The organism is Pantoea sp. RSPAM1 (genome assembly GCF_038816185.1).
Taxonomy (GTDB): Bacteria; Pseudomonadota; Gammaproteobacteria; order Enterobacterales; family Enterobacteriaceae; genus Pantoea; species Pantoea ananatis.
The window spans coordinates 4380356-4405913 of sequence record NZ_CP046137.1 but is presented as its reverse complement, the minus strand read 5'-3'; the positions used below and the strand labels follow the sequence as shown (position 1 = coordinate 4405913).

25 protein-coding genes are annotated in these 25558 nt (G+C 53.5%); 15 read left to right on the top strand and 10 right to left on the bottom strand.

Annotated elements, in window-relative coordinates; all coding sequences use genetic code 11:
* The first annotated feature begins 130 nt into the window (after window positions 1-130).
* The 4 genes from GKC68_RS21130 (at window position 131) to GKC68_RS21115 (ending at window position 2848) form a co-directional block, all read left to right on the top strand.
* Complete coding sequence (locus tag GKC68_RS21130; protein WP_047714334.1) at window positions 131-745, top strand: YitT family protein; 615 nt, start codon at window positions 131-133, stop codon at window positions 743-745.
* Between the two features lie 41 nt (window positions 746-786).
* Window positions 787-1980 carry an amino acid aminotransferase gene (locus GKC68_RS21125; RefSeq protein WP_028723001.1) on the top strand — a complete coding sequence of 398 codons (1194 nt, stop codon included), beginning with the start codon at window positions 787-789 and terminating at the stop codon, window positions 1978-1980.
* Between the two features lie 125 nt (window positions 1981-2105).
* Window positions 2106-2522, top strand: coding sequence for a secondary thiamine-phosphate synthase enzyme YjbQ (locus GKC68_RS21120; protein ID WP_047714332.1), 417 nt, complete (start codon window positions 2106-2108; stop codon window positions 2520-2522).
* Window positions 2523-2524: 2 nt separating this feature from the next.
* Entirely contained in the window at window positions 2525-2848 is a 324-nt protein-coding gene (locus tag GKC68_RS21115) for an MmcQ/YjbR family DNA-binding protein (protein WP_014606938.1), read from the top strand.
* Between the two features lie 38 nt (window positions 2849-2886).
* On the opposite strand, the gene GKC68_RS21110 is transcribed toward GKC68_RS21115, so the two are convergent.
* Both GKC68_RS21110 and uvrA read right to left on the bottom strand, forming a co-directional pair.
* Window positions 2887-3951, bottom strand: coding sequence for an NAD(P)-dependent alcohol dehydrogenase (locus tag GKC68_RS21110; RefSeq protein WP_028722999.1), 1065 nt, complete (start codon window positions 3949-3951; stop codon window positions 2887-2889).
* Window positions 3952-4463: 512 nt separating this feature from the next.
* A complete protein-coding gene (gene uvrA, locus GKC68_RS21105) occupies window positions 4464-7292 on the bottom strand; it encodes an excinuclease ABC subunit UvrA (protein ID WP_110983577.1) in 2829 nt (942 codons plus the stop codon).
* Between the two features lie 221 nt (window positions 7293-7513).
* Here uvrA and ssb1 point away from each other — a divergent pair, with 221 nt between their 5' ends.
* Complete coding sequence (ssb1, locus tag GKC68_RS21100) at window positions 7514-8059, top strand: single-stranded DNA-binding protein SSB1 (RefSeq protein ID WP_342656477.1); 546 nt, start codon at window positions 7514-7516, stop codon at window positions 8057-8059.
* A gap of 94 nt (window positions 8060-8153) precedes the next feature.
* Here ssb1 and GKC68_RS21095 read toward each other — a convergent pair whose 3' ends face one another.
* Window positions 8154-8726: a DUF1349 domain-containing protein gene (locus GKC68_RS21095; protein ID WP_342656476.1), complete on the bottom strand. Its 573-nt coding sequence runs from the start codon at window positions 8724-8726 to the stop codon at window positions 8154-8156.
* A 96-nt stretch (window positions 8727-8822) separates the two neighbouring features.
* A complete protein-coding gene (locus GKC68_RS21090) occupies window positions 8823-9341 on the bottom strand; it encodes an isochorismatase family protein (RefSeq protein ID WP_014606935.1) in 519 nt (172 codons plus the stop codon).
* A gap of 99 nt (window positions 9342-9440) precedes the next feature.
* Here GKC68_RS21090 and GKC68_RS21085 point away from each other — a divergent pair, with 99 nt between their 5' ends.
* A complete protein-coding gene (locus tag GKC68_RS21085) occupies window positions 9441-10298 on the top strand; it encodes an AraC family transcriptional regulator (protein WP_342656910.1) in 858 nt (285 codons plus the stop codon).
* A 1221-nt stretch (window positions 10299-11519) separates the two neighbouring features.
* On the opposite strand, the gene GKC68_RS21080 is transcribed toward GKC68_RS21085, so the two are convergent.
* Window positions 11520-11915, bottom strand: coding sequence for a transposase (locus GKC68_RS21080; protein WP_014606933.1), 396 nt, complete (start codon window positions 11913-11915; stop codon window positions 11520-11522).
* 522 nt (window positions 11916-12437) lie between these two features.
* Between GKC68_RS21080 and GKC68_RS21075 the strand changes: the two genes are divergently transcribed.
* Window positions 12438-13694: a polysaccharide biosynthesis C-terminal domain-containing protein gene (locus GKC68_RS21075; RefSeq protein WP_028722995.1), complete on the top strand. Its 1257-nt coding sequence runs from the start codon at window positions 12438-12440 to the stop codon at window positions 13692-13694.
* 8 nt (window positions 13695-13702) lie between these two features.
* Window positions 13703-14653 carry an ATP-grasp fold amidoligase family protein gene (locus GKC68_RS21070; RefSeq protein ID WP_028722994.1) on the top strand — a complete coding sequence of 317 codons (951 nt, stop codon included), beginning with the start codon at window positions 13703-13705 and terminating at the stop codon, window positions 14651-14653.
* Between the two features lie 52 nt (window positions 14654-14705).
* Here GKC68_RS21070 and GKC68_RS21065 read toward each other — a convergent pair whose 3' ends face one another.
* On the bottom strand, window positions 14706-14987 hold the full coding sequence (locus GKC68_RS21065; RefSeq protein WP_028722993.1) for a YjcB family protein: 282 nt from the start codon (window positions 14985-14987) through the stop codon (window positions 14706-14708).
* Between the two features lie 245 nt (window positions 14988-15232).
* On the bottom strand, window positions 15233-15658 hold the full coding sequence (gene soxS / locus GKC68_RS21060; protein ID WP_028722992.1) for a superoxide response transcriptional regulator SoxS: 426 nt from the start codon (window positions 15656-15658) through the stop codon (window positions 15233-15235).
* A 164-nt stretch (window positions 15659-15822) separates the two neighbouring features.
* Here soxS and soxR point away from each other — a divergent pair, with 164 nt between their 5' ends.
* From soxR to GKC68_RS21040, 4 genes are all read left to right on the top strand, one after another.
* Entirely contained in the window at window positions 15823-16308 is a 486-nt protein-coding gene (gene soxR / locus GKC68_RS21055; protein ID WP_013024182.1) for a redox-sensitive transcriptional activator SoxR, read from the top strand.
* A gap of 39 nt (window positions 16309-16347) precedes the next feature.
* Window positions 16348-17013, top strand: coding sequence for a glutathione S-transferase (locus tag GKC68_RS21050; RefSeq protein WP_028722991.1), 666 nt, complete (start codon window positions 16348-16350; stop codon window positions 17011-17013).
* 336 nt (window positions 17014-17349) lie between these two features.
* Window positions 17350-18699 carry an NCS2 family permease gene (locus GKC68_RS21045; RefSeq protein ID WP_019105653.1) on the top strand — a complete coding sequence of 450 codons (1350 nt, stop codon included), beginning with the start codon at window positions 17350-17352 and terminating at the stop codon, window positions 18697-18699.
* A gap of 144 nt (window positions 18700-18843) precedes the next feature.
* Entirely contained in the window at window positions 18844-20496 is a 1653-nt protein-coding gene (locus tag GKC68_RS21040) for a Na+/H+ antiporter (protein ID WP_013024185.1), read from the top strand.
* Window positions 20497-20560: 64 nt separating this feature from the next.
* Here the strand turns inward: GKC68_RS21040 and GKC68_RS21035 are convergent, their stop codons facing one another.
* Window positions 20561-21463: a LysR family transcriptional regulator gene (locus GKC68_RS21035; protein ID WP_028722990.1), complete on the bottom strand. Its 903-nt coding sequence runs from the start codon at window positions 21461-21463 to the stop codon at window positions 20561-20563.
* A gap of 97 nt (window positions 21464-21560) precedes the next feature.
* Here GKC68_RS21035 and GKC68_RS21030 point away from each other — a divergent pair, with 97 nt between their 5' ends.
* From GKC68_RS21030 to GKC68_RS21020, 3 genes are all read left to right on the top strand, one after another.
* On the top strand, window positions 21561-21992 hold the full coding sequence (locus tag GKC68_RS21030) for a CidA/LrgA family protein (RefSeq protein WP_028722989.1): 432 nt from the start codon (window positions 21561-21563) through the stop codon (window positions 21990-21992).
* On the top strand, window positions 21985-22680 hold the full coding sequence (locus GKC68_RS21025; RefSeq protein WP_028722988.1) for an LrgB family protein: 696 nt from the start codon (window positions 21985-21987) through the stop codon (window positions 22678-22680). The genes GKC68_RS21030 and GKC68_RS21025 overlap by 8 nt, the downstream gene beginning before the upstream one ends.
* A gap of 183 nt (window positions 22681-22863) precedes the next feature.
* On the top strand, window positions 22864-23409 hold the full coding sequence (locus GKC68_RS21020) for a YfaZ family outer membrane protein (protein WP_014606929.1): 546 nt from the start codon (window positions 22864-22866) through the stop codon (window positions 23407-23409).
* A 65-nt stretch (window positions 23410-23474) separates the two neighbouring features.
* Here GKC68_RS21020 and actP read toward each other — a convergent pair whose 3' ends face one another.
* Both actP and GKC68_RS21010 read right to left on the bottom strand, forming a co-directional pair.
* Window positions 23475-25130: a cation/acetate symporter ActP gene (gene actP, locus GKC68_RS21015; RefSeq protein WP_013024190.1), complete on the bottom strand. Its 1656-nt coding sequence runs from the start codon at window positions 25128-25130 to the stop codon at window positions 23475-23477.
* Window positions 25127-25456 carry a DUF485 domain-containing protein gene (locus GKC68_RS21010; protein ID WP_028722986.1) on the bottom strand — a complete coding sequence of 110 codons (330 nt, stop codon included), beginning with the start codon at window positions 25454-25456 and terminating at the stop codon, window positions 25127-25129. The genes actP and GKC68_RS21010 overlap by 4 nt, the downstream gene beginning before the upstream one ends.
* Between the last annotated feature and the right edge of the window lie 102 nt (window positions 25457-25558).

Here is a 25558-nt window from a genome sequence, read left to right as displayed (position 1 = left end):
AAGTCTGTGTTGCACAAGCGTACCCGTCCGAACAAGCGAGAACAGTGATATTCTCTCAATCTGTTGCCAGCGCAGCCAGGCTGGCGCAGTTATTGCATCAGTGCGTCATTACCCGTACTGAGACAGCACCATGGATAACATTGTACAACCCGCTCATATTCCCCACTCCCGACTTGAGGATGCGCTTGCGATTCTGCTCGGCACGTTAATGGTGTCGTTCGGCGTGATTATGCTGAAGCAGGCGGGCGCGCTGACCGGCAGCACGGCAGGCCTCGCGTTTTTAATCAGCTACCTGTCGCCCATGACGTTTGGCAGCGCCTTTTTTCTTATTAACATCCCGTTTTACTGGCTGGCCGTAAAACGGATGGGCTGGGAATTTACCCTGAAAACGTTCAGTGCCGTCGGACTGGTGTCGCTTTTTACCCACCTGCATCCGTTATTTATGCATTTTTCCGCGCTGAATCCTTTTTATGCGGCATTGTTCGGTAACGTCATCATGGGGATTGGGTTTATAGTGTTGTTTCGTCACAAAGCCAGCCTGGGTGGAATCAATATTCTGGCGCTGTGGTTACAGGATCGTTTCGATATCCGCGCAGGTAAACTGCAAATGGCGGTAGATACCTGCGTCGTGCTGGCGTCACTTTTTGTCGTCAGCCTGCCAATGTTGCTCGCGTCTGTGGCAGGCGCGGTGGTCCTTAATGTGATTATCGCAATGAACCATCGCCCCGGGCGGTACAGGGTTTAGTGGCCCCTTTTATTTCTAGACCAACCATGGAGATCTGCACCGTGTTCCAAAACGTTGATGCCTATGCTGGCGACCCGATTTTGTCGCTGATGGAAGCCTTTAAACAGGACCCGCGCGAGCATAAAGTGAACCTGAGTATTGGGCTTTATTACAACGAGCAAGGCATCATTCCTCAGCTACAGGCCGTGGCCGACGCTGAGGAACAGTTGCGTGCCGAGCCGCAGCAGGCTTCGCTTTATCTGCCAATGGAAGGATTGAGTCCCTACCGCAACGCGATTGCCCCGTTGTTATTTGGTGCCGATCATCCGGTGCTAAAAGCGGGACATGTGGCATCCATCCAGACATTAGGCGGTTCGGGCGCGCTGAAAGTGGGCGCGGATTTTCTCAAGCGCTATTTTCCGCAGTCAAACGTCTGGGTTAGCGATCCGACCTGGGAGAACCATGTTGCCATTTTTAGCGGTGCCGGTTTTGAGGTGAAGACCTATCCCTGGTACGATCCTGACACCCACGGCGTGCGCTTTGAGGCCTTCCTCAACACGCTGAAAACCTTGCCAAAGCAGAGCATCGTGCTGTTGCATCCGTGCTGCCACAACCCCACCGGCGCCGACCTGACCAATGCTCAGTGGGACGAAACCGTCGCGGTGTTGAAAGCGCAGGAACTGATCCCGTTTCTTGATATCGCCTATCAGGGTTTCGGTGCCGGAATGGAAGAGGATGCTTACGCGATGCGTGCGGTTGCCGCCGCAGGCCTGCCTGCGCTGGTCAGCAACTCCTTCTCGAAAATTTTCTCGCTCTATGGCGAACGCGTCGGTGGGTTGTCCATTGTGTGCGACAGCGCTGAAGAGTCCAGCCGTGTTCTGGGTCAGTTAAAAGCGACCGTGCGTCGTAACTACTCCAGCCCGCCGAATTTTGGTGCGCAGGTTGTGGCAAGAGTCCTGAACGACGCGGCTTTGAAAGCAAACTGGCTGGCAGAAGTGGAAGCGATGCGCCTGCGTATTATCGACATGCGTCAGGCGCTGGTGCAGGTGCTGAGCACGGCATTACCGGGCAAGCGCTTCGACTACCTGTTAAAGCAACGCGGCATGTTCAGCTATACCGGCCTGAGCGCGCAGCAGGTGGATCGTCTGCGCGAAGAGTTTGGTGTGTATCTGGTCGGCAGCGGTCGTATGTGCGTGGCTGGTCTCAACAGTAAAAACGTTCACCAGGTTGCAGAAGCGTTCGCCGCGGTCATGTAATTTACAGCCGTCACAGGTTTTAGCCGCCAGCATTGTCTGGCGGCTTTTTTATTTTCAGGCTTCGGGTTTACCTTTGCGCCACATTCTGCACACTTAAATGGTCTGACAGATTCAGGGAAAAAATTATGTGGCATCAACAAACGTTGATCTTAAGCGCGAAATCTCGTGGTTTTCATCTGGTCACGGACGAAATCGTGCAGCAGTTGACGGGATTACGTGATATCAGAACGGGACTGGTGCATTTGCTGTTGCAACATACTTCAGCCTCACTAACGTTGAATGAAAACTGCGATCCTACGGTTCGACATGATATGGAGCAGCATTTCATGCGCCACGTCCCGGAAGACGCACCTTATCAGCATGACTATGAAGGTCGTGACGATATGCCCGCGCACATTAAATCGTCCAGTCTCGGCGTATCGCTGACATTGCCCGTGCAGCGCGGTCAGCTGGTATTAGGCACCTGGCAGGGGATTTGGTTGGGTGAGCATCGCATTCACGGCGGTGCCCGGCGTATCGTTGCCACCTTACAAGGGGAATGATAATGAATAATTCGGAGTTACTGACCTATTGCATGAACAAACCCGGCGCCGAACAGAGCGTACATAGCGACTGGAAGGCCACGCAGATCAAAAGCAACGGCGTACTGTTTGCCATGGTTCACGAGGTAAAAGGGCGTCCGGCGGTATCGTTAAAGTCGACGCCTGCACTGGCCGAACTGATGCGGGAAGAGCACAGCGATGTGTTCCCCAGTGAACACCTGAATAAATCCCACTGGAATACGCTGTTTCTGGATGGCACGTTGAAAGATTCGCAAATCTATTATCTGGTGGACGCCTCTTTTCAGCAGGCCGATGCCGGACGATAACGGCCCTTTCCCAGGGTGGAAAAGGGCAAACGGCGTCGTTATGCCGCTGATTCATCACGCAGCGTATTGATATCAATAACAAAGCGGTATTTTACGTCGCTTTTCAGCATACGTTCGTAGGCGTCGTTGATCTGATTCATCGCAATCAGCTCGATATCTGAGGTAATGCCATGCTCGCCACAGAAATCCAGCATTTCCTGGGTTTCTGCAATGCCGCCAATCAGTGAACCGGCAATACTGCGGCGTTTAAAGATCAGATTGAAAACCTGTGGTGCCGGGTGGTCGTGCTCAGGTGCGCCCACAAGGGTCATATTCCCGTCGCGCTTCAGCAGGGTGATAAACGGGTTGAGGTCGTGCTGGGCGGCGACGGTATTCAGGATAAAATCAAAGCTGTTAGCATGCTGAGCCATCTGGTCGGCATCTTTTGAGATCACCACTTCGTCCGCGCCCAGGCGTTTACCGTCTTCGATTTTGGACGGAGAGGTGGTGAACAGCACGACATGCGCGCCCATAGCATGCGCAATTTTCACGCCCATATGACCCAGGCCACCCAAACCGACGATGCCAACTTTTTTACCGGGGCCTACATTCCAGTGGCGCAGCGGCGAATAGGTCGTAATGCCGGCACACAGCAGCGGTGCCACGCCTGCCAGTTCAAGATTTGCAGGAATACGCAGTACAAAGTCTTCATCGACCACCATTGAGGTGGAGTAGCCGCCATAGGTAATAGCTCCTGTTAAGCGATCTTCACCGTTGTAGGTGCCGACAAAGCCATTTTCACAATACTGCTCCAGCCCTTCCTGACAGCTCGGACAGCTACGGCAGGAATCCACCAGGCAGCCGACGCCGACCAAATCGCCCACTTTGTATTTTTGGGTCTCAGGACCAACAGCGGTAACGCGACCGACAATCTCGTGCCCCGGTACCACTGGGAAAATTGTGTTTTTCCACTCATTGCGTGCCTGATGCAAGTCAGAGTGACAAACGCCACAGAACAGCACTTCAAGCTGTACGTCACGAGCACGAAGCTCACGCGGTTTGAAATCAAACGGTGCCAGTTTGGATTTTGCATCCTGAGCAGCATACGCATGGGTAATGTTCATGGTGTCTCCAGTTAAGGTGTGTCGTGATTTTTTGATCAACGCCGCAGCGTAAAGCGCGCAGCAAGAAGGTGACGCCAGGGGCGTACCAAAGAGGAACGGATTAAGGATAGTCAGGGGATTGAAAAGCGTATATGCCTATACGTGTCTGAATCTTGCCTGATCCTGCATTTCTCAGGGTAAACAGAACAGCAATAAAAAAAAGCCCCAGAGGCGTGCTGCTTGTCAGTCACGCCTCCGCTCAAAGGTGGCCTGAAAAACGGCTATGCCATTTCTCAGCGCTACCGCTGATGGCGATGCGCCATCGGCCTTCTCCTGATTTACGGTTGCCTGGCCGGAAGATCACAACATCAGTTCGTGAAAAATGGCCAGTAATGTGAACGTCGCTGCCGCGGCGTTGAGTAAGGTCGTGTCAGAAACAGAGGATGAGGAGATCCCTTGCCATTCTTGCCTGACCTAATGAAGGGATAAGTGCAGTTAAAGAAGGCCGCAACGTTATCCGTTGCGGCGTCCTTTTATTTTTCCAGTAAGGGCTTCAGGAAGCGCGCGGTATGCGATTTCTCGCAGTTTGACACGGTTTCTGGCGTACCTGATACCAGAATTTCGCCGCCGCCGCTGCCACCCTCAGGGCCCAAATCGACAATCCAGTCCGCCGTTTTAATCACGTCAAGATTGTGTTCGATCACCACAATCGTGTTGCCCTGATCGCGCAGCTGGTGCAGGACTTCCAGCAACTGCTGAATATCGGCAAAGTGCAACCCGGTGGTCGGTTCATCCAGAATATACAGCGTCTGGCCGGTACCGCGTTTCGATAATTCACGCGCCAGCTTCACACGCTGGGCTTCACCACCGGAGAGTGTCGTCGCTGACTGGCCCAGACGGATATAGGATAAACCTACATCCATCAGCGTTTGCAGCTTACGCGCCAGCGCCGGAACAGCATCAAAGAACTCACGGGCTTCTTCAATGGTCATTTCCAGCACTTCGTGAATGCTTTTGCCTTTGTATTTAATCTCCAGCGTTTCACGGTTATAGCGTTTGCCTTTGCACTGATCGCACGGCACATAGATATCCGGCAGAAAGTGCATTTCAACCTTAATTACGCCGTCACCCTGGCAGGCTTCGCAGCGTCCGCCACGGACGTTAAAGCTGAAGCGGCCGGGATTGTAACCGCGAGAGCGGGACTCAGGGACACCGGCAAACAGCTCACGTACCGGCGTGAAAATACCGGTATAAGTGGCCGGGTTGGAGCGCGGCGTACGGCCGATAGGGCTTTGGTCGATATCGATAACTTTATCGAAGTGTTCCAGTCCAGCGACGTCGCGGTACGGTGCCGGTTCGGCTATCGTTGCGCCGTTCAGGGCGCGCTGTGCAATCGGGAACAGCGTATCATTGATGAGCGTCGATTTACCTGAACCGGATACGCCGGTAATACAGGTAAACAGGCCGACAGGCAGGGTTAAGGTGACATCCTTAAGGTTATTACCCCGCGCGCCGGTAATTTTCAACACCTTAGACGGATCGCCTTTCACCCGCTCAGCGGGCACGGCGATTTCGCGTTTACCACTGAGGAACTGACCGGTCAGGGAGGCCTCTTCAGCCATAATCTGATCGACGGTTCCTTCCGCGACAATCGAACCACCGTGTACGCCAGCGCCAGGGCCGATATCAATAACGTGGTCGGCGGCACGAATCGCATCCTCGTCATGCTCGACCACAATGACGGTGTTACCCAAATCGCGCAGGTGAATCAGCGTACCAAGCAGGCGCTCGTTATCACGCTGATGCAGGCCAATGGAGGGCTCATCCAGCACGTACATAACGCCGACCAGGCCGGCACCGATCTGACTGGCCAGGCGAATACGCTGAGCTTCACCGCCGGAGAGCGTTTCAGCGGAGCGCGACATCGACAGATAATTCAGGCCAACGTTGACCAGAAAACTCAGGCGATCGCCAATCTCTTTCAGCACTTTCTCGGCGATTTTAGCCCGCTGGCCACTCAGTTTCAGGTTTTCAAAAAATGACATGGCGTGCCCAATACTCATCTCTGAAATAGTGGGCAACGTCGTGTTTTCAACATACACGTGGCGCGCTTCGCGGCGCAAACGCGTGCCTTCGCAGCTTGCGCAGGCCCGGTTGCTGATAAACTTCGCCAGCTCTTCGCGCACTGCAGAGGATTCCGTCTCTTTATAACGGCGCTCCATATTATTCAGCACGCCTTCGAACGGATGGCGGCGAATCGAGGTATCCCCCCGATCGTTAATATATTTAAACTCAATGTTCTCTTTGCCGGATCCATACAGGATCACGTTGCGAACGTTATCTGGCAGGCTGCTGAATGGCGCTTCGATATCAAACTTAAGGTGTTCAGACAGCGAGCGCAGCATCTGGAAATAGTAAAAATTACGCCGATCCCAGCCGCGAATAGCGCCACCGGCCAGCGACAGCTCAGCATTTTGCACCACGCGATCGGGATCGAAATATTGCTGCACGCCCAGACCGTCACAGGTTGGGCAGGCCCCGGCGGGGTTATTGAACGAGAACAGGCGCGGTTCCAGCTCACTCATGCTGTATCCACAAATCGGACAGGCAAAGTTAGCTGAAAACAGCAGTTCTTCCGCATCAGCATCGTCCATGTCAGCAACAATTGCTGTACCGCCAGACAGTTCAAGCGCGGTTTCAAACGACTCGGCAAGGCGCGTCGCCAGATCTTCACGCACTTTAAAGCGGTCAATAACGACTTCGATGGTGTGTTTTTTCTGCAGTTCCAGCTTGGGCGGATCGGAAAGATCGCACACCTCGCCGTCGATTCTGGCGCGGATATAGCCCTGGGCCGCCAGATTCTCCAGCGTTTTGGTGTGTTCGCCTTTACGATCTTTCACGACCGGCGCCAGCAGCATCAGGCGGCGGCCTTCAGGCTGTTCGAGCACCTGATCGACCATCTGGCTGACCGTCTGTGCCGCCAGCGGCACGTCATGATCCGGACAGCGCGGTTCACCCACACGGGCAAACAGCAGACGCAAATAGTCGTGAATCTCCGTGATCGTCCCCACCGTGGATCGTGGGTTGTGCGAGGTAGACTTTTGCTCAATGGAGATCGCCGGTGACAGCCCCTCGATATGATCGACGTCCGGTTTCTCCATTAAAGAAAGAAACTGGCGCGCATAGGCAGAGAGCGACTCCACATAGCGGCGCTGACCTTCCGCATACAGCGTATCAAACGCCAGAGAGGACTTACCGGAACCTGACAGGCCCGTCACCACAATGAGTTTGTCGCGAGGAATAGTCAGGTTGATGTTTTTCAAATTATGGGTGCGGGCACCACGAACTTCGATCTTATCCATTCACCTTTCCCGGATTAGCAGCACTCACCGCGCCCTACGACACGGCCAGAAGAAACGCATCATTATGGCACAAAAAATAGACTGAACAAATATCCAGTAGTTTTTTGCCTCTTAAGGCGGATGATAAAAATGGAACACCGCTCTAAAGTGGGAAACCAGGCGCGGGACGTGTTAGAATTGATCGCGTAGACTTACGTAAAAATTCATCGGGAGACAGCAACATGGCCAGTCGTGGCGTTAACAAAGTGATTCTTGTCGGGAATCTGGGTCAGGATCCGGAAGTACGTTACATGCCAAATGGTGGCGCTGTCGCCAACATTACGCTGGCTACGTCGGAAAGCTGGCGCGATAAGCAGACCGGTGAAAACAAAGAAATCACTGAATGGCACCGCGTAGTGCTGTTTGGCAAGCTGGCGGAAGTGGCGGGTGAATACCTGCGTAAAGGCTCTCAGGTCTATATTGAAGGCCAGCTGCGTACCCGTAAATGGCAGGATCAGGGCGGCCAGGAACGTTACACCACCGAAGTCGTGGTTAACGTCGGCGGCACCATGCAAATGTTGGGTGGACGTCAGCAGGGCGGTAACGCGCCAGCAGCAGGCGGCGGCCAGGGCAATAACAACGGTTGGGGCCAGCCTCAGCAACCGCAGCAGGCGAACAACAACCAGTTTAGCGGTGGCGCGCAGTCTCGCCCGCAGCAGCAGCCAAGCGCACCTGCCGGCAACAACAATGAACCACCGATGGATTTCGACGACGACATTCCGTTCTGATTACAACGCGGCGTCGCTTCTCTACCAGATAAAAGCCCCTTGCCGGGGCTTTTTGTTTTTCTGCCTTGATTTTGCCACCGTGACAGCCTGGCTTTTAGCTCAGGTCGTGCAGCGCCTTATCCAGCGGCGGGCTCAGTGAGATGTCCTCAAACGCAACTGCCAGGCCAGCGCGTTCTGGCGTGCAGCACATGACGCCAACATTAACGCGGCCCGGCGGGAAAGGGCACAAACGCAGCAGCGGCCAGCATTGCCCTTCGATTGAATACTGCAGTCTCAGGCTGTCGCCTTTGCGCGTCAGTCTCAACCAGAATACACGCGCATCGCCGGGAAAGATGCCCGTGGCCCAGTCAGACTGACCCAGCGTCAGGACGCTGCCGATAGCGGGCGCACCATCATTATATTCAATGCCCGCTTTCAACCAGTGCTGCGCATCGTGCATCAGCATCAGTCCGGCCTGATCGTACAGCGTTGTAAAGTCTGCACGAATCTTGACCTGGAAAGTAAAATCCTCCTGCACCGCTCTGGCGAAGACATGCCCGGAAAAGCGCTCAAATCCATACCAGGTTTGGTGCCAGAAATCCGTTTTTTCATCGGTAACCACGTGCAGGATACCGTTTTGATGCTGCCACCTTGCGGGTTCATTGATCCAGGAAAAAGAGTCGAACACGGCGCCTCCAGAATAAACCATTAATCACAGCCTTAGCGTTGAGAATAGTCGGCTAAGAAGACGAGTGCCGATCAAACGACATTGAGCGGACAGGCCTTAGCGCCATTCGGCCAGCAGGGTGGCGGTATCGACAACGCGCGGCACGTTACCGGGCATGCTAAGAGCTGCCCAGACTTCATTATGCTGACCAATTAACTGCTCAGCGTTGGCATAGGTCCTGTCGGCAGTGGTGTGCGCGTCGGCGGCCACGGTGATGCGATACCCTAAGCCTGCTCCGACCTTGAGCGTGGTATCAACACAGTAGTCGGTGGCACAGCCACAAATCACGAAGTCAGTGATAGCTAAGGTGGCCAGCAGCGAAGCCAGGGTTGTTTGCCAGAAACTGTCGCAGGCGGTTTTGGTAACGTAATACGCATTCTGGGGCTGTTCAATTTCGGGTAGCAGCGCAAAAGCATGGCTGCCCTCAATCATGTTCCCTTCGCGATGCTGAATAAACAGTGTAATGTCAGCCTGTCTGATCAGTCGGTTGATCTGCGCCACTCGCCCGGCGCGATCGAAACGCGGCGATTCAAACACGCCATTTTGCATATCAACGACCATGACTACGCGCTGCATAATTGCTCCCGGTTAGTGTGCCTGTTAAGCAGTGTTACCTAATCGACAGAGGATAACAATCTGCGGTTTGGGTGCGGTGCAGAAGACCTTGTTGCAGGAATAAGGAGAGGTGAGGCTGAGGGCATTCCAGCCGTATTTCCCGGTGAAAAAGATCGCGCGCAGTTCAAGCAATCGCCAGACCTGCCAGGTGTGGAGCTTTACCAGGCGCACATCTCTCATTACGCCTTTGAGCCGCATACGCACGAAGCGTTTGGTATAGGAACCATTGAGTCGGGAGCACAACGTTTTCGCTATCGCGGTACGCAGTACATCGCGCCCGCGCATTCGCTGGTGATGATGAATCCCGATGAGCTGCACACTGGTGAATCGGCCTGCGAAGACGGCTGGCGCTATCAGATGATTTATATTCAGCCGCAGTTGATGGACGAACTTAGTGGCGATCGCGGCTGGTGGTTTAATGAGGCGCTCAGAACGGATGTGCGTCTGGCACAGCCTTTATCGCAACGCCTCTCGGCGCTGTGGCAGGCCGATACGGCACTGGCACGCGACAGTTTATTATCTGAACTGCTGCTGTATATGCGTCCGCTGGCGCGAATGTCCTCACCGCTTAAAGCTGAAGCCCGACACCGTTTTGATGACGTGCGGGACTACCTGCGAGCCAATCTGGCTGAACCGCTCAGACTGGAGACGCTGGCCGCATTCGCCTCGTTGTCGCCCTGGCACTTTTTACGGGCCTTCCGCGAGCGTTTTCACGTTACGCCTCAGCAAATGTTAATGGCTTACCGACTGTATGAGGCCAAACAGCAGCTGGCTCAGGGGGAGGCAATTGCCAGCGTGGCTGCCGCCGTGGGCTTAACGGATCAGGCTCATCTGACGCGCGCGTTTGCCCGTCGTTATGGCATCACGCCGGGCCGCTATCAAAAACAGATAAACCCAAAACCACTCGGGCGTTTATGAGGCGACTGCCGGCGCTGATTTGGACGCGCTGAACGGTGGCCAGCGGGCCTGCTACTGGGGCCTCACTTCGCTTCGCTGATGTGAATCATGCCGCCTTTCCGGTGAGGAAATACAGACAGCGCTTATCTCTGTTGTTGATGAAACCTCACTCCGTTTTTGCCATCCTTGACGGGCCGTTGTGGACATTGGTCTGGACCCAATACGGGCAACCTGAATTCACATTTGTCGCTGTTTTTTTTGCCTGGCTTCGGGCCTGTTCTGGCCGAGGCGATGTAAACCTCAGCCACGCGGTGCTGCCATCAATACTCAATAAGGCTTGCCCCTGATAATTGATAATTACCCGGTGTGATATTCACGCTTTTTCGGATTATGCCTGACCCTGGCACGGCAAAATAACGCTGTAATCGCGCTTTCCTCACCCTGTAACTGGCCTTTATCTGTTAAATGCGCCGCGCTCTCTGCAAAAAAAGGTGATCCCCGTGGGGCGTTACCACGTGCTGTCGGGTGCATTTTGAACAAAAAACAGACAGTTTTGTCCGGGGCACGACCGTCATTCGCCCTAAAAAGAGGGGAATGTGAGCCTGATGTTTAGGCTGGCCGCCAAATTTATGCGTAATCAGCACGAATCGTTGCCGTTTGGTTAAGATAAATCCCATTAAAAAACCATCCTTTACTTCAGCAGTGTCTAATTACATCCCTGGTTCACCCCGCTTCGCTTTTATTTAATGTTTAACGCTGGGCATCAATAGTACAGGATATGTGCTATTAGCTGCTGAAAGTGATAAGTATCAATAAACTGTTTATCTGAGATTATTCTGGCCTGTTTTTATCTTTTTATGCTGACAACGATCGCGGCGAGATTGGAAAAAATTCCCAGCGCCAGCGGTGGCTAAAAAAAAGTACTTTACAAACCGACTTAACATTACCCTTACTGAACAAAGAGGTGAGGGGATATTCGATTCTTTTAGGGATGCTAATGAAAAAAAGAGGGGCGCCAATCTCACCGAAATGAGATTTGGCGTATAAAAGTGGCGTAGATAGAGAGACTTTTGCTGTTGTGAATCAATTTTACCGCAAAAAAGGAAGCGTAACCGCAAATCCATTCATTAATTATGGACTGGGCGAAGCGCACCACCATAAATGTCCTGCTAAATGCTCTTCATCTCTTCTGGTAAGAACAAATCTCAGCGATGTCGGTGTTATAAAGCCGTTATCTCACTATTAGCGGTTATCTGAACCGGCAGGGTAATGATAAACGCTACGGCTAATATCCAGTAAACGGCAGCTGCGCCGGGTTCCTACATCAAAAGTGCTCTGTAAGAAGTTGACCGCCTGACGTTTTTCGTTGGTGGTGAAGAAATTCTTCAATACGCTCTGTAGCATTTCCTTGTCCGCGTTCAGCGCTTGCAGTTCGCGTGTCAGGAACTGTACTTTTTCTTCCAGTTCTTTGATTTTTCTGCCTTCTTCTGATGATAACCCAGAGAACTTCTTCTTCCAGCTGTAGAAGGTTGCCTCAGAGATGCCCAGCTCTTCACAAATCTCTTTAACCTTAACGCCCGATTCAGAAGCTTTAATGGCATTTGTGATTTGATCTTCGCTATATCGTGACTTTCTCATAAATGCTCTTACCTTTCTTATCAATTAATGGATGAGAATTACTTTATTAACCTTTGGTACTGTATAATTTCATTGAGTGCCGTATTTAAATACGGACGTTAAATTGCGAGGGTTAAATTAAGATATTTAGAATAAATATCATCATGGGATAAATCTTATTTTATTCTTATCGGTATACAGCGCCTTCCTGGTATGGGGTTTTTGATATAAATTCATCGCATCCCAAAGATAAAAAATGACTGTGAATTTGATATTCAAAGCCGCCTGGCCTGTTTTATTCAGGGAGGATGGTTTTTGGAAACATTATTGATTTCAATTTGAAATCGTTTCCAGTAGAAGGTATTCGGTCCAGGCATAATCAGAATTCTCCTGAATTCTCCCGATAAAATAAGACTGGATTCTCATTTTCGCGCCGGACTGGCGCGATGTTTATAATTTCGCTATGAAATTTAAGTGCTTATTAACTCGTCCCATGGATGGGCACCAAAGTGGTAGATGTAGAGTAATACTAAGGAAGAGTCGATGAAATTGAGCGTAATGTCTAATGCCGCCTGGATGATGTCTGAAAAGATCATCTCCGTCTTTGGCGTCATTTTCGTGACGTCTTATGTGGCAAAATCCTTCGGTCCGACCCTATTTGGTCAGATGGCATTTTCAACGTCATTATTTGCTATGGTGCAAACCATAGCCCTGTTTGGCACTGAAACAATTTTGTTTAAACGTGTCAGCAAAAATGCGGCCAAAGGTTTACGTTTAATGCGCATCGCACGCACGTTGCGCATGGGTTTATTACTTCTCACCTCAGGGCCAGTATTAATTTGGGTTTGGTACAACATGCAGGAGAACTTCCTGGCATTTGCACTGGCCTCTTTTGTTGCGTCTGTTTTTGTCACACAGGACACTTTTAGCGTTTACAACAATGCACGACTGGCTTCAAAGCTAAATACCGTGGCCAATGCGATTGGCATGCTGGTGAGTTTTATCCTGAGCTTTATCATTGCCTGGCTGCGTCTCAATCCATTGTGGCTAACGCTTTCGGTTATCACGGTCACGCTGGTGCCTTACGCCATCAAACGTTACACCTTTTATCAGGCACATCAGGACCAGCTTCCGCCGCGCGAGACGCGAACGCTGTATTTGCGTTACCTGATGTATGCCGGATTGCCTCTGGCGATTTCCAGCATTTTTATCTCTGTCCAGGTTAAAGCCGCGCAGATGTTTTTGGCTGGCATCGCATCGGCCCAGGAGCTTGGCTTGTTTGCCGCAGCCAATACCATCGCCGCCTCGTGGATTTTTATTCCCGTCGCACTCATCACCTCGTGCTTCAGCGAAATTTTTCGCGCGCGCGGTGAGGAAGCGATCAGGCTGACGGCGCGGCTCAATGGCTATGTGATGGCCGTGTCTTTGCTGATGTTGCTGATCGTCGCATTGTTCGGTGAACAGATAATCATCGCGCTGTACGGCCCAGCGTTTACCCAGTCGGGCAATCTCATCACCTTGCTGTCGATAGCGACCAGCTTTTCGGCGCTGGGCACCGTCGCGTATCGCTACATGGTAAAGGAAGGGGGCTTTGATTATTTACTGAAGAAAATCATTTGTCTGGTGATCATCAGTATGCCGCTTTCCTGGTGGCTGATTCAGGGCTATGGCATTACAGGAGCCGCATGGAGCGTTTTTCTTTCAGAGCTCCTGTCCCTGACCGTCATGAATTATTTCTTTAAACACGGCGTTATTCAAAAAATCCAGGTTTCCTCACTCAACTACAAAACCTACAAATGAGGTCAAATATGCTCAAGTTAAAACACGAGCTCAGAAGAAGTTTGCAGTACTTCATCAAGAAGATGCCCTGGACTTATCAGGACCGGATTTATTATTTCCGTAAGTTCAGAAGGCTCCCCAACCTGCGTGAGCCCAAGGTGTTCAATGAAAAAGTGCTGTATCGTAAGTTCATTCATGGTGACTATCAGCTCTATGCCCGCCTGTCTGACAAGTTTTCGGTGCGTGAGTATATTGCTGAGAAGATCGGCAATGAATATCTGATACCCCTGCTTCATGACACGACCGATCCCACCACGTTGAACAATCTGACGCGTTGGAAGGGAACGGTGATCAAACCAAATCATGCGTCAAACATGGTTGAGATCGTGCTGGAGGAACCTAATGCACTTCGGAAGCAGCAAATCATTCATAACTGCTATAAGTGGTTAAAGACTGACTTCGCCAACGAAGCGCGTGAGATTCACTATCGCTATATCAAGCCACGTATTCTGGTTGAGCAGTACATCGGTGATGGCAAAAGTGCCCCGGTTGACTACAAGTTCCACATGTTTAACAAGCGCGATGGCAACTTTGAGTATGTGCTTCAGGTCATTTACAACCGCTGTCAGCCTCAGCTCTCAATGAATTTTTATGTGAACAACCTGAGTGAGGCGTTCCATAAAATTCGCGATACCGGGCTGGACGTCTCGACGGTGATGCCATCGTTACAACAGGCCCTGGCGTTAAGCAAAACGCTGGCCAGCGACTTCGACTATGTACGTGTGGACTGGTATATCCACGATGAACACATTTATTTTGGCGAGCTGACGTTCACGCCAGGCGCAGGCATGGTGACGGGGCTGGATGGCGGGCTGGATAAGATGATGGGTGAAATGTGGATTCAGGATCGTCGCGGAACGCAGAGGCCGGACGTAGAAATACAGGACGTTGCCATTCCTGTTATGTTGAAGAAAATTTGACGTCACACAGCAATATAAAAAACCCCGCTTTGCGGGGTTTTTTATAGGTTTATCAGGGCATTTGCCAGTTAGCGGGCGCCCGACTCATCACGTCGATAAAGACATCTTTAGAGACGCTAAAGAAATGGTGCACGTTTTCCATACTCAACGTGATGCCCATCAAGCCGGTCACGAACCAGCACGACATCCCAACGCCTATGCTGCCACAGAGAAACGCCATGACGTGATGGCTATCCTGGCGGAGACGGGTTTTTAGCGTGCTGGCAAAGAACATCATTATCGCGCTGAGCAATTCCCAGCGCATAACAAGAAAACTGGTGGTTAAAGTCGCCATCAATTTTGACCTCAAAATCGGAGATTACGCCTGACTGTCTGCGAACATCACGTCGGCGGAAAAGTCTGTCAGGTCGGGCTCTTTCGTCGGCAACAAAAGTCATAATGTGATGTGGGTCACACTATATCATCCGATTTCTGATTTTTGTACAAAATTTGTCTGATCTGGCAGCAGAAAAAGAGGGCGCTCACAACAGGGTTGGGGCACTGAACGCGGCGTGCGCCTGGGCAGGCGCACGAAGCGCGTCAGCTGACCGGACAGCATTCTCCCGTTGTCCGCTGGGTAAAGCTGGTCATCGTCTCGCTGCAGTCAAAGCGCATCAAACGCGGACGCTGGATGGCCTGGCGGCGCATCGCGTGGCGATAAGCCGTGGGCGTTTGTGAAAACTGGCGACGAAAAACGCGTGAGAATGTCTGTTGCGAGTCATAGCCATATTGCATCGCAATATCAAACACCGGCCGCTGCGTTTGTCGCAGCGCTTCAGCGGCCAGCGTCAGGCGGCGTTCGCGAATATAACCACCCAACGTCTGTTTCGTCACGCTACGGAACATACGTTGCAGATGCCATTTCGAATAGCCTGATTTGGCGGCGACTTCGTCAATTGACAGGCTCTTATCCAGGTTTTGGTCAATCCAGTGCGTCAGTGAATGAATGATCTCTTCTTGTATCATGGCCTCATCCTTCTGGTGAATTTCCCCTTAGCGTTCATGCGGAATTGACAGGCTTTCGGCGATAAAACCGGGTCCGTCCGCTGGCGCATGAGATCATAAGGGAAGGTGTCGTTCTGATGGGAAAAGAGTATAATTCCTCAAGTTAACTTGAGGTAAAGTGCCAAATGAAAAAAGATCGCAATTACCCAAAACCCGTGCTGACACCGGGCGAAGTGGCGCGCCGAAGCGGCGTCGCCGTCTCTGCACTGCACTTTTATGAAAGCAAAGGGCTGATTTTCAGCACCCGCAATAGCGGAAACCAGCGGCGTTACAGCCGTGACGTGCTGCGACGGGTGGCCATTATTAAAATTGCACAGCGCATTGGTATTCCGCTCGCCAGCGTCAGTGACAGTCTTGAGAACATGCCGGCAGATAAGCGGATGTCTGCTCAGGAATGGGGCAATCTGACGCAGCACTGGCGCGACGAACTGGATAAGCGCATCGAAACGCTGACGCGCCTGCGTAACGATCTGGATGGCTGCATTGGCTGTGGATGTTTATCCATGCGTGACTGCCCGCTGCGCAACCCTGGCGACCTGCTGGGCCAGCAGGGCTCTGGCGCAGTACTGCTCGATCCTGAGCAGGATGGTTCCCTGCATAAGACAAGGTGACGTCTATACTTGCAGCATATTCACTCACAGGGAACCATGATGATCACCGTTCACCATCTTGAACAATCTCGCTCTCACCGGGTGTTGTGGATGCTGGAAGAGCTGGAAGTGCCTTACCAGGTCAAGCGCTACCAGCGCGAACCCACGATGCTGGCGCCGGACGCATTAAAAAAAGTGCATCCGTTAGGGAAGTCGCCCGTGATCACCGATGGCAATCGCGTGGTTGCCGAGTCCGGTGCCATCCTTGAGTATCTGGAAGAAAGATACGACAGCGAAAAACGGCTGCAGCTTACCGATGAAGAGGCGCAGCTACAGGCGCGTTACTGGCTGCACTATGCGGAAGGTTCACTGATGCCGCTGCTGGTGATGAAGCTGGTTTTTGGCCGCCTTGGCAGCGCGCCGGTGCCGTGGTTGCTCCGCCCCGTGGGCGCGGCGCTGGGCAAAGGCGTTCAGAAAGCCTGGCTGGATAAACAACTCAAATTGCACAAGCAGGTCATTGAAGCTCACCTTTCAACACAGCCGTGGTTCGCGGGTCAGCGCTTCAGCATTGCGGATGTGCAGATGAGCTTCCCTGTTCTGGCGCTGAGCCAGCGCGCCGGACTGAATGATGCCCCCGCTACGCAAAAATGGTTAACGACCGTGCAACAGCGCGCGGCCTGGCAGCGCGCTATTCAACAAGGCGGTGAGATTAACCTTTCTGGCTGATGCACGTAGCCCGATGACGCCGCCCGGCGTCATTTTTGCCTGTCTTCCAGTTATTGACGCCTTATCCTGACGGACAGAATGTTAAATGATGGTATCAAGAGCATTCCTGATGTTATCAACCTGATCTTTATAGTCACCAATCCTCACTCAGCGGTTGAAAAACGGCAGTTAAACGCCGGATAATCTGCCCCCTTTAAACGGGGCAGCGTGACGTCCCGTTCTGTGCGGCGATGTAAACGTTTGCCTTTTGTCGGCTGCCCGCTGGCGATGACAGGTTTCCAGGGACGTCAGTGCCGTTACCGCACGATCCCACTACAACAATTTTGAGGCTCAACTATGTCAATTGAATCACGCCCGTCCGGTGGAAAGCTGGATGCCTGGTTCGCCATCTCGGCCCGTGGCAGCAGCGTGCGACAGGAAATTGTCGCCGGGCTGACTACGTTCCTCGCCATGGTTTATTCCGTGATCGTGGTGCCCGGCATGCTCAGCAAGGCGGGATTTTCACCCACGGCGGTGTTCGTTGCGACCTGTCTGGTGGCGAGCGTGGGATCGATCATCATGGGGCTGTGGGCGAATTTACCCATGGCAATTGGCTGTGCTATCTCACTGACGGCGTTTACCGCTTTCAGCCTTGTGCTGGGTCAGCACATTAGCGTACCCGTGGCGCTGGGTGCCGTGTTCCTGATGGGCCTGCTCTTTACCCTGATTTCCACCACCGGGATTCGCGCCTGGATCTTACGCAATCTGCCCATGGGGGTTGCACACGGAACGGGCGTCGGCATTGGTCTGTTTTTGCTGCTGATTGCGGCAGACAACGTGGGACTGGTCGTCAGAAATCCGGCCTCAGGGTTACCCGTTGCCCTGGGCCAGTTTACGTCGTTCCCCGTCATGATGTCATTGCTGGGGCTGGCCGCCATTTTTGGCCTGGAAAAACGCCGCGTGCCTGGCGGTATTTTACTGACCGTTATCGCGATTTCTGCTTTGGGTCTGGTGTTCGACCCGGCCGTGCGCTGGCAGGGACTGTTTGCCCTGCCCAGCCTGCGTGATGCGCAGGGTGAGTCACTGCTCTTTAGCCTGGACATCATGGGCGCCTTGCAGCCTGCGGTGCTGCCCAGCGTGCTGGCGCTAGTGATGACGGCGGTCTTTGATGCCACCGGCACGATCCGCGCGGTTGCAGGCCAGGCCAATCTGCTGGATAAAGACGGGCAGATCATCAATGGTGGTCGGGCGCTGACCACGGATTCCGTCAGTAGCCTGTTTGCCGGCCTTGTCGGTGCTTCGCCTGCGGCAGTCTATATCGAGTCTGCCGCCGGTACGGCGGCGGGCGGTAAAACCGGCCTGACGGCGATCGTTGTGGGTCTCCTGTTCCTGGTCATTCTGTTCATGTCGCCGATCGCATACCTGGTGCCGGCTTACGCCACCGCGCCAGCGTTGATGTATGTCGGCCTGTTGATGCTGAGCAACGTGGCAAAGATCGATTTCGGTGACTTCGTTGATGCCATGTCCGGTCTGCTCACGGCGGTGATTATCGTGCTGACCTGTAACATCGTTACCGGCATTATGATGGGGTTCGCCACTCTGGTGGTGGGCCGTCTCTTTGCGGGCGAGTGGCGTAAGCTCAACGTGGGCACTGTCGTGATTGCCGCCGCGTTAGTCGCCTTTTATGCCGGAGGCTGGGCGATCTGACTGTCAAACCGGACGTTCAGCGGCGCGTCCGGAATTATCCGCTTTTTGGTCTTTTAAGCACGGCTTGCTTTTCCTGCCCTGGCCAGTTTGTTTTACACTTTTAACTTATAGTTGATTCGAAGATAACAACCGCCTAAGGAAAGCATGGAAATCTTTTTTACTATTTTAATTATGACACTGGTGGTGTCGCTCTCTGGGGTCGCCGCACGTATCTTGCCTTTTCAAATCCCGCTACCGCTGGTGCAGATCGCCGTCGGTGCGCTACTGGCCTGGCCTAATTTCGGCCTGCATGTGGATTTTGATCCGGAACTGTTCCTCGTCCTGTTCATTCCGCCGCTGTTATTTGCTGACGGCTGGAAAACGCCGGTCAGTGAGTTTCTCCATTACGGGCGGGAAATTCTTGGCCTGGCGCTGGTGCTGGTGCTGATTACCGTCGTCGGAATTGGCTATCTGATTTACTGGACGGTTCCCGGTATTCCTCTGATTCCTGCTTTCGCCCTGGCGGCAGTGTTATCACCTACCGATGCCGTGGCGCTTTCAGGCATTGTCGGCGAAGGCCGCATTCCTAAGAAAATTATGGGAATACTTCAGGGCGAAGCCTTGATGAACGACGCCTCAGGCCTGGTTTCACTGAAATTTGCCGTCGCGGTAGCGATGGGCACCATGGTGTTTAGTTGGGGCGGTGCCAGTGTCGAATTCCTGAAAGTGGCGGTCGGCGGCTTAATTGCCGGTGTTGCGGTCTGCTGGCTCTACGGTAAGTCACTGCGTGTCCTGAACCGCTGGAGCGGGGGGGACGATGCCGCCACACAGATCGTCCTGCTGCTGCTGCTGCCGTTTGCCTCTTATTTGATTGCAGAACACCTGGGCGTTTCCGGCATTTTAGCCGCCGTCGCGGCCGGGATGACCATCACGCGCTCCGGCATTATCCGTCAGGCCCCGCTGACCATGCGATTGCGCGCCAACAGCGTCTGGCACATGCTGGAGTTTGTGTTTAACGGCATGGTGTTCCTGATGCTGGGCCTGCAATTGCCCTCCATCCTGGAAAATTCCATTCAACAGGCGAACGCGGATCCCAACGTGGATATCTGGATGATCTTTGCAGATATCGCATTGGTCTATGCGGCGTTAATGGTGGTGCGTTTTGGCTGGCTGTGGATCATGCAGCGTTTCAGCAAGCGCCTGTTAAAAAACAAGCCGTTAGTTTTCTCCAGCTACTCTTTGCGCGAACTGCTGATTGCCTCTTTTGCGGGCGTGCGCGGGGCTATCACCCTGGCCGGTGTCCTGTCGATTCCCCTGTTCCTGAGCAACGGCAATCCTTTCCCGGCGCGCTATGAGCTGGTGTTTATCGCAACCGGCGTGATTCTTTTCTCGTTACTGGTTGGCGTCATTGTTCTGCCGGTGCTGCTACGCGGCGTCGAGACGATGGATAAGAGTGCACATCGGCACGAACTTCAGCATGCAAGAGCGGTGATGGCCGGTGTGGCTATCGAGAGTCTGCAAAAGATGGAGGCGCGGCTCGAAAAGGAAACCGACGAAAATATCGATCCTGAGCTGCTGAAAGAGGTCAGCCTGCGTGTCATCGGCAACCTGCGCCGCCGTGCGGAGGGGAAAAACGACCTGGAGCACGCGCTGTTTGCCGAGAACCTGGAACGTCGCTTCCGTTTGAACGCACTGCGTGCCGAACGTGCCGAAGTGTATCACCTGCGTGCCACCCAGCAGATATCCAACGAAACGATGCAAAAATTGTTGCACGATCTGGACCTGCTGGAAGCGCTTCTGATCGAGAAAGAAGAGTAAACGCCCTGTTGCGCCGCGCCCGTCCGGTCACCTGCGTTCTGCGACGGCCGGGCGGGCCGCCGCGCTAGACGGAGAGGCGCGGCGCCCGATCGGGCCAGTGTTCGCGGCAACACGCGATCCACGCCTGCGCGCTGCGTGACAGATAGCTGCCTCTCCGCCAGATCAGCCCCAGATGCCATTGAAGCTCGGATTCCAGCGGCAGCCACAGTAACGACTGTTTATCTAACCGCTGGCATATCGGCTCCGGCAAAATTGCCAGCCCCATCCCGGCCTGCACCATGGCGGCCAGAAAATCCCACTGCCCGCTCCGCACGGCAATGGTAGGAGTTATCTCCTGACGCTGAAAAGCTTTCATCAACTGGCGGTTCAGCGAAAACTCTTCATTAAAAATCAGCAAAGGATGCGGAGCCAAATCGCGCAGGCTGAGCTGGGTGCGTTGCAGCCAGGGTTCCTGACGGGGCAGTAAGACACATAACGGATGCTGCATCAGCGATAATGTTTCCAGGGGTAATTCGGCATCGACCGGGAGTGCCGTCAGGGCAATATCCAGCGTGCCTGCCAGCACCGCCTCCTGAACCGCTAAGCCGCCAAACTCAGCAATGCTGAGTTCCACGCCCGGATACCGGCGACGAAATGCCGAAACCGAACCGGCGATTTGCATGCCGACCATTGGGGGAATACCGAGCCGCAGCTTGCCCGTTTTCAACTGATTGATGTCGCCTATCTCTGCCTCAAGCTGATGGAACTCCTGCAAAATAGCCAGTCCGCGTTGATAAACGGCTTGTCCGCTGTCCGTGAGATGCAGGCGACGTCCATCGCGAAGCAGTAGCGCGCAGTCCAGCTCCTCTTCCAACTGACGCACCATTTTGCTGATCGTCGGCTGCGTCACAAACAGCTTTTGCGCGGCCCGGGTAAAACTCTGCTGACGTACCACTTCGGTAAAGTAACGCAACGCACGAACGTCCATAACTATTCCTTTCTGGCATGATTTTAATAATTTTAATTCATTTTTTTCACAGTACCTCGTGATTCTATACTGAGCGCATTAACGACATGGGAGAAATATGATGGCTCTGGCATTGCGGCGTCTTAACCTCGACAGGCTGCAACGGCTCAGCTTACCGCTACAGCTGGCGCTGTTTATCTCGGTATTCGTCGCCAGCGAGCAGCTGGTAATCTGGCTGCACCTGCCGCTGCCTGCCAACATTGTCGGCATGCTGCTGATGTTAATGTTGATTGCGCTGCGCGTTTTGCCACTGCGCTGGGTGAAAGTAGGGGCAAGCTGGCTGCTGGCAGAGATGCTGCTGTTCTTTATCCCGGCGGTGGTGGCGGTAGTGAATTACGCCGACCTGTTGCAGATTGACGGCTGGCGGATTTTTGTGGTGATTGCGGTCAGTACGCTACTGGTGCTGGCAACGACCGCCCTGGTGGTGGATCGCCTGTACCGCTTTGAGGTCGCGCGGGCCGCGCGTAAGCAGGGCGGCGGCGATGCGTAATCTGCTTATCAGCCTGCTGTGTGCGGCCGTCACGTTATTGATTTATTACCTGAATAAACGACTGTATCGCCGCTGGCCAACACTGTTACTGATGCCGCTGATCATGACGCCGCTCATTCTGGTGGCGCTGCTTCTGCTGACCCATATCAGCTGGCAAAACTATATTGCAGAGAGCCACTGGCTGCTGTGGCTGTTGGGCCCCGCGACGCTGGCCTTTGCTGTGCCGGTCTATGAAAATCTGACGGTGATTAAACGCCACTGGTTATCGCTGAGTGCCGGGGTGTTAACTGCCACAACGGTCTCAGTGTGCAGTTCCGTCTGGCTGGCGCGCTTACTGAATTTACCGGAAACTATTCAGCGAAGTCTGGCGGTGCGCTCCATTACTACGCCCTTTGCGCTGGCAGCGGCCAAACCCATGGGTGCGCAGCCCGATCTGGTGGCGCTGTTTGTGGTTGTGACAGGCGTATTTGGCATGGCGGTAGGGGATATGCTGTTCCTGCGCATCGCCATCAAACAGGGCGTAGCGAAAGGGGCCGGATTTGGTGCCGCTTCGCACGGTGCCGGTACCGCACGCGCTTATCAGCTGGGGCAGCAGGAAGGCGTGGTATCAAGCCTGGTGATGATGCTGTCTGGCGTCGTAACCGTCATACTGGCGCCGTTCATCGGGCACCTGATGTGGGCACACTGAGTTTGGTGATGACAGGCCTGAATGCGCCTGTCATACGCTCTTTTCCGCTTACCTTACAGTGCGTTGTCCGTTTTGGCACAAAATGACATCTCTTTTTACGTAAAGCTTTCCAAATTTAGTTGTCACCTCGTTTCAGACTGCTACCCTTGATGCGGAATTATTTGACCCATCATGGAGAGAATCATGTTTAAGCAACTTGTTACCGGAAGCGCTCTGAGCTTCATTATGCTGAGCGGCGCCGCGCAGGCCATCGAGGGCAGCGTCGATGTTGGCGAGCACAGCACCAACCTGAATGTCGGTTTGGGCACGACCTCACCAGGCCTGTTCCTGAACGGCAACTGGTTGCGTAGCGATCATGACGGCAGCACTTACGGCGCGGGCCTGGGCTACAACGTCGATTTCGGCGATCTGCGACTGGCGCCAACCGCAAAGGCGATTTTTACCCATCCTGAAGACGGGAAAGACGGATTTGCGGTGGCGCTGGGCGGCAGCGCGCAGTACAACTTCAACAGCATGTGGGGGCTGTACGGCCAGTACTATTATGCGCCGGAAGGCCTTACCGATCATCTTGACAGCTACCAGGAAGCGAGCGGCGGTGTGAGCTTTACGCCGGTCTCTCTGCTTAACCTGCGCGTGGGTTATCAGTATATCGAGCTGAATAATAAAGGCGGTCGTAAAGACAACGTCCTGGTCGATGGTCCCTACGTGGGCGCATCACTGCGCTTCTGATATCGGCTGAGAAAAAGGGCAGGGACCTCGCGGTTCCTGCCCTTTTTTATACCCGGGAAAAGGGATTAGTGCGCTTTGCCTTGCTCAATACCGGCACCGGTCTGGGAGCGAATAAACTGCGCCCGGAAGCGTGAACGCTCTTCTGCGCCCTGTTGCGAATGATCGGTAACCGAAAACAGCCAGGTGCCCACAAAGGCGATAGTAATAGAGAACAGGGCCGGATATTCATACGGATAGATCGGTGAAGCATGGCCCAACACCTGAACCCAGACGGTAGGGCCAAGAATCATCAGCACCACGGCGGTGATCAGCCCTAACCAGCCGCCGACCATCGCGCCGCGGGTGGTGAGTTTAGACCAGTACATGGAAAGCAGGATAATCGGGAAGTTACAGCTGGCCGCAATCGAGAACGCCAGGCCGACCATAAACGCGATGTTCTGTTTTTCAAACAGAATACCCAGGGCGATCGCCACAACACCGAGCACCAGCACCGTAATTTTTGACACCCGCAGCTCGTCGCGCTCGCTGGCCTGGCCCTTGCGGTAAACGCTGGCATACAAATCGTGAGAGACCGCCGAAGCGCCAGCCAGCGTCAAGCCAGCCACCACGGCCAGAATCGTGGCGAATGCCACGGCGGAAATAAAGCCCAGGAAGGTGCTGCCGCCAACCGCATTCGCCAGGTGTACCGCCGCCATATTGGTGCCGCCGATTAACGCGCCGGAGGCATCTTTAAAGGCCGGGTTGGCACCGACCAGCAGTATGGCGCCGAAACCGATAATAAAGGTCAGAAAGTAGAAGTAACCCATAAAACCGGTGGCCCAAAATACGCTTTTACGTGCCTCTTTGGCGTCGGCAACGGTAAAGAAGCGCATCAGAATATGCGGCAATCCCGCCGTACCAAACATCAGCCCCAGCCCCAGCGACAGGGCAGAAATCGGATCTTTAACCAACCCGCCGGGCTGCATAATGGCCGCGCCTTTCGGGTGGACAGCCATCGCTTCAGTGAACAGCGTATTAAAGCTAAAACCGGTGCTTTTCATTACCATAATGGCCATGAACGAGGCACCAAACAGCAACAGAACGGCTTTGATGATCTGAACCCAGGTCGTCGCCAGCATGCCGCCGAACAGCACGTACATCACCATCAGGATCCCCACCAGGATAACGGCGATGTGATAATTAAGGCCGAACAGAAGCTGGATCAGTTTACCTGCCCCCACCATCTGAGCAATCAGATAGAGCGCAACCACCACCAGTGAACCGCAGGCTGACAGAGTACGTATGGGTTTTTGCTTCAGGCGGTACGAGGCAACATCGGCAAAGGTATAGCGCCCCAGATTACGCAGCCGTTCTGCAATCAGAAACAGAATCATTGGCCAGCCGACCAGAAAGCCCAGCGAATAGATTAAGCCGTCATAGCCCGAGGTATACACCAGCGCCGAAATACCCAGAAAAGAGGCGGCGGACATAAAGTCGCCTGCCATGGCCAGCCCATTCTGAAAGCCGGTGATATTTCCGCCTGCGGTGTAGTAATCGCTACGCGAACGTGTTCGCTTCGACGCCCAGTAAGTGATACTCAACGTGGCGCCGACGAAAATCACAAACATGACGATCGCCTGATAGTTAACAGCCTGTTTCTGTACCGCGCCCGTAATGGCATCGGCGGCCAGAGCAGAAAAGGGCAGCAGCGCGGCCAGCATCCACAGCATAAGACGGATCATAGTTTTACCTCGCTGAGGATAGCCTTCGTCAGACGATCAAACTCGCCGTTTGCGCGCCAGACGTACACACCGGTCAGGACAAAGGAGATGACGATCAGCCCCACGCCGAGCGGAATACCGCGTGTGACATTGGTGCCGGCATGCAGAGGCGTGCCCAGCCAGCCAGGGGCAAAAGCAATAAGCAGAATAAAGCCGACATACAGCACCAGCATAATCAACGACAGCAGCAGGGCAAAGGACTGGCGCTTGTGTACCAATTCCTGAAAGCGAGGATTACTTTCAATTTTTTGGTAGATTTTTTCCTGTTCGGGCAGGGCATCATTCATCACATTATCTCCAGAAGCATGCAGGCGTGGACCTCACGCAAAAGCGTGAATGAGTTATATTTTTGTGACTACAGAAACACACTACGTAGGGAAGTGGTGGCG

Coding starts and splice junctions, on each gene's coding strand:
- GKC68_RS21130 (WP_047714334.1), top strand. CDS start 131: ATGGATAACATTGTACAACCCGCTCATATTCCCCACTCCCGACTTGAG.
- GKC68_RS21120 (WP_047714332.1), top strand. CDS start 2,106: ATGTGGCATCAACAAACGTTGATCTTAAGCGCGAAATCTCGTGGTTTT.
- GKC68_RS21115 (WP_014606938.1), top strand. CDS start 2,525: ATGAATAATTCGGAGTTACTGACCTATTGCATGAACAAACCCGGCGCC.
- GKC68_RS21110 (WP_028722999.1), bottom strand. CDS start 3,951: ATGAACATTACCCATGCGTATGCTGCTCAGGATGCAAAATCCAAACTG.
- uvrA (WP_110983577.1), bottom strand. CDS start 7,292: ATGGATAAGATCGAAGTTCGTGGTGCCCGCACCCATAATTTGAAAAAC.
- ssb1 (WP_342656477.1), top strand. CDS start 7,514: ATGGCCAGTCGTGGCGTTAACAAAGTGATTCTTGTCGGGAATCTGGGT.
- GKC68_RS21090 (WP_014606935.1), bottom strand. CDS start 9,341: ATGCAGCGCGTAGTCATGGTCGTTGATATGCAAAATGGCGTGTTTGAA.
- GKC68_RS21080 (WP_014606933.1), bottom strand. CDS start 11,915: ATGAGAAAGTCACGATATAGCGAAGATCAAATCACAAATGCCATTAAA.
- GKC68_RS21075 (WP_028722995.1), top strand. CDS start 12,438: ATGAAATTGAGCGTAATGTCTAATGCCGCCTGGATGATGTCTGAAAAG.
- GKC68_RS21070 (WP_028722994.1), top strand. CDS start 13,703: ATGCTCAAGTTAAAACACGAGCTCAGAAGAAGTTTGCAGTACTTCATC.
- GKC68_RS21065 (WP_028722993.1), bottom strand. CDS start 14,987: ATGGCGACTTTAACCACCAGTTTTCTTGTTATGCGCTGGGAATTGCTC.
- soxS (WP_028722992.1), bottom strand. CDS start 15,658: ATGATACAAGAAGAGATCATTCATTCACTGACGCACTGGATTGACCAA.
- soxR (WP_013024182.1), top strand. CDS start 15,823: ATGAAAAAAGATCGCAATTACCCAAAACCCGTGCTGACACCGGGCGAA.
- GKC68_RS21050 (WP_028722991.1), top strand. CDS start 16,348: ATGATCACCGTTCACCATCTTGAACAATCTCGCTCTCACCGGGTGTTG.
- GKC68_RS21045 (WP_019105653.1), top strand. CDS start 17,350: ATGTCAATTGAATCACGCCCGTCCGGTGGAAAGCTGGATGCCTGGTTC.
- GKC68_RS21040 (WP_013024185.1), top strand. CDS start 18,844: ATGGAAATCTTTTTTACTATTTTAATTATGACACTGGTGGTGTCGCTC.
- GKC68_RS21035 (WP_028722990.1), bottom strand. CDS start 21,463: ATGGACGTTCGTGCGTTGCGTTACTTTACCGAAGTGGTACGTCAGCAG.
- GKC68_RS21030 (WP_028722989.1), top strand. CDS start 21,561: ATGATGGCTCTGGCATTGCGGCGTCTTAACCTCGACAGGCTGCAACGG.
- GKC68_RS21025 (WP_028722988.1), top strand. CDS start 21,985: ATGCGTAATCTGCTTATCAGCCTGCTGTGTGCGGCCGTCACGTTATTG.
- GKC68_RS21020 (WP_014606929.1), top strand. CDS start 22,864: ATGTTTAAGCAACTTGTTACCGGAAGCGCTCTGAGCTTCATTATGCTG.
- actP (WP_013024190.1), bottom strand. CDS start 25,130: ATGATCCGTCTTATGCTGTGGATGCTGGCCGCGCTGCTGCCCTTTTCT.
- GKC68_RS21010 (WP_028722986.1), bottom strand. CDS start 25,456: ATGAATGATGCCCTGCCCGAACAGGAAAAAATCTACCAAAAAATTGAA.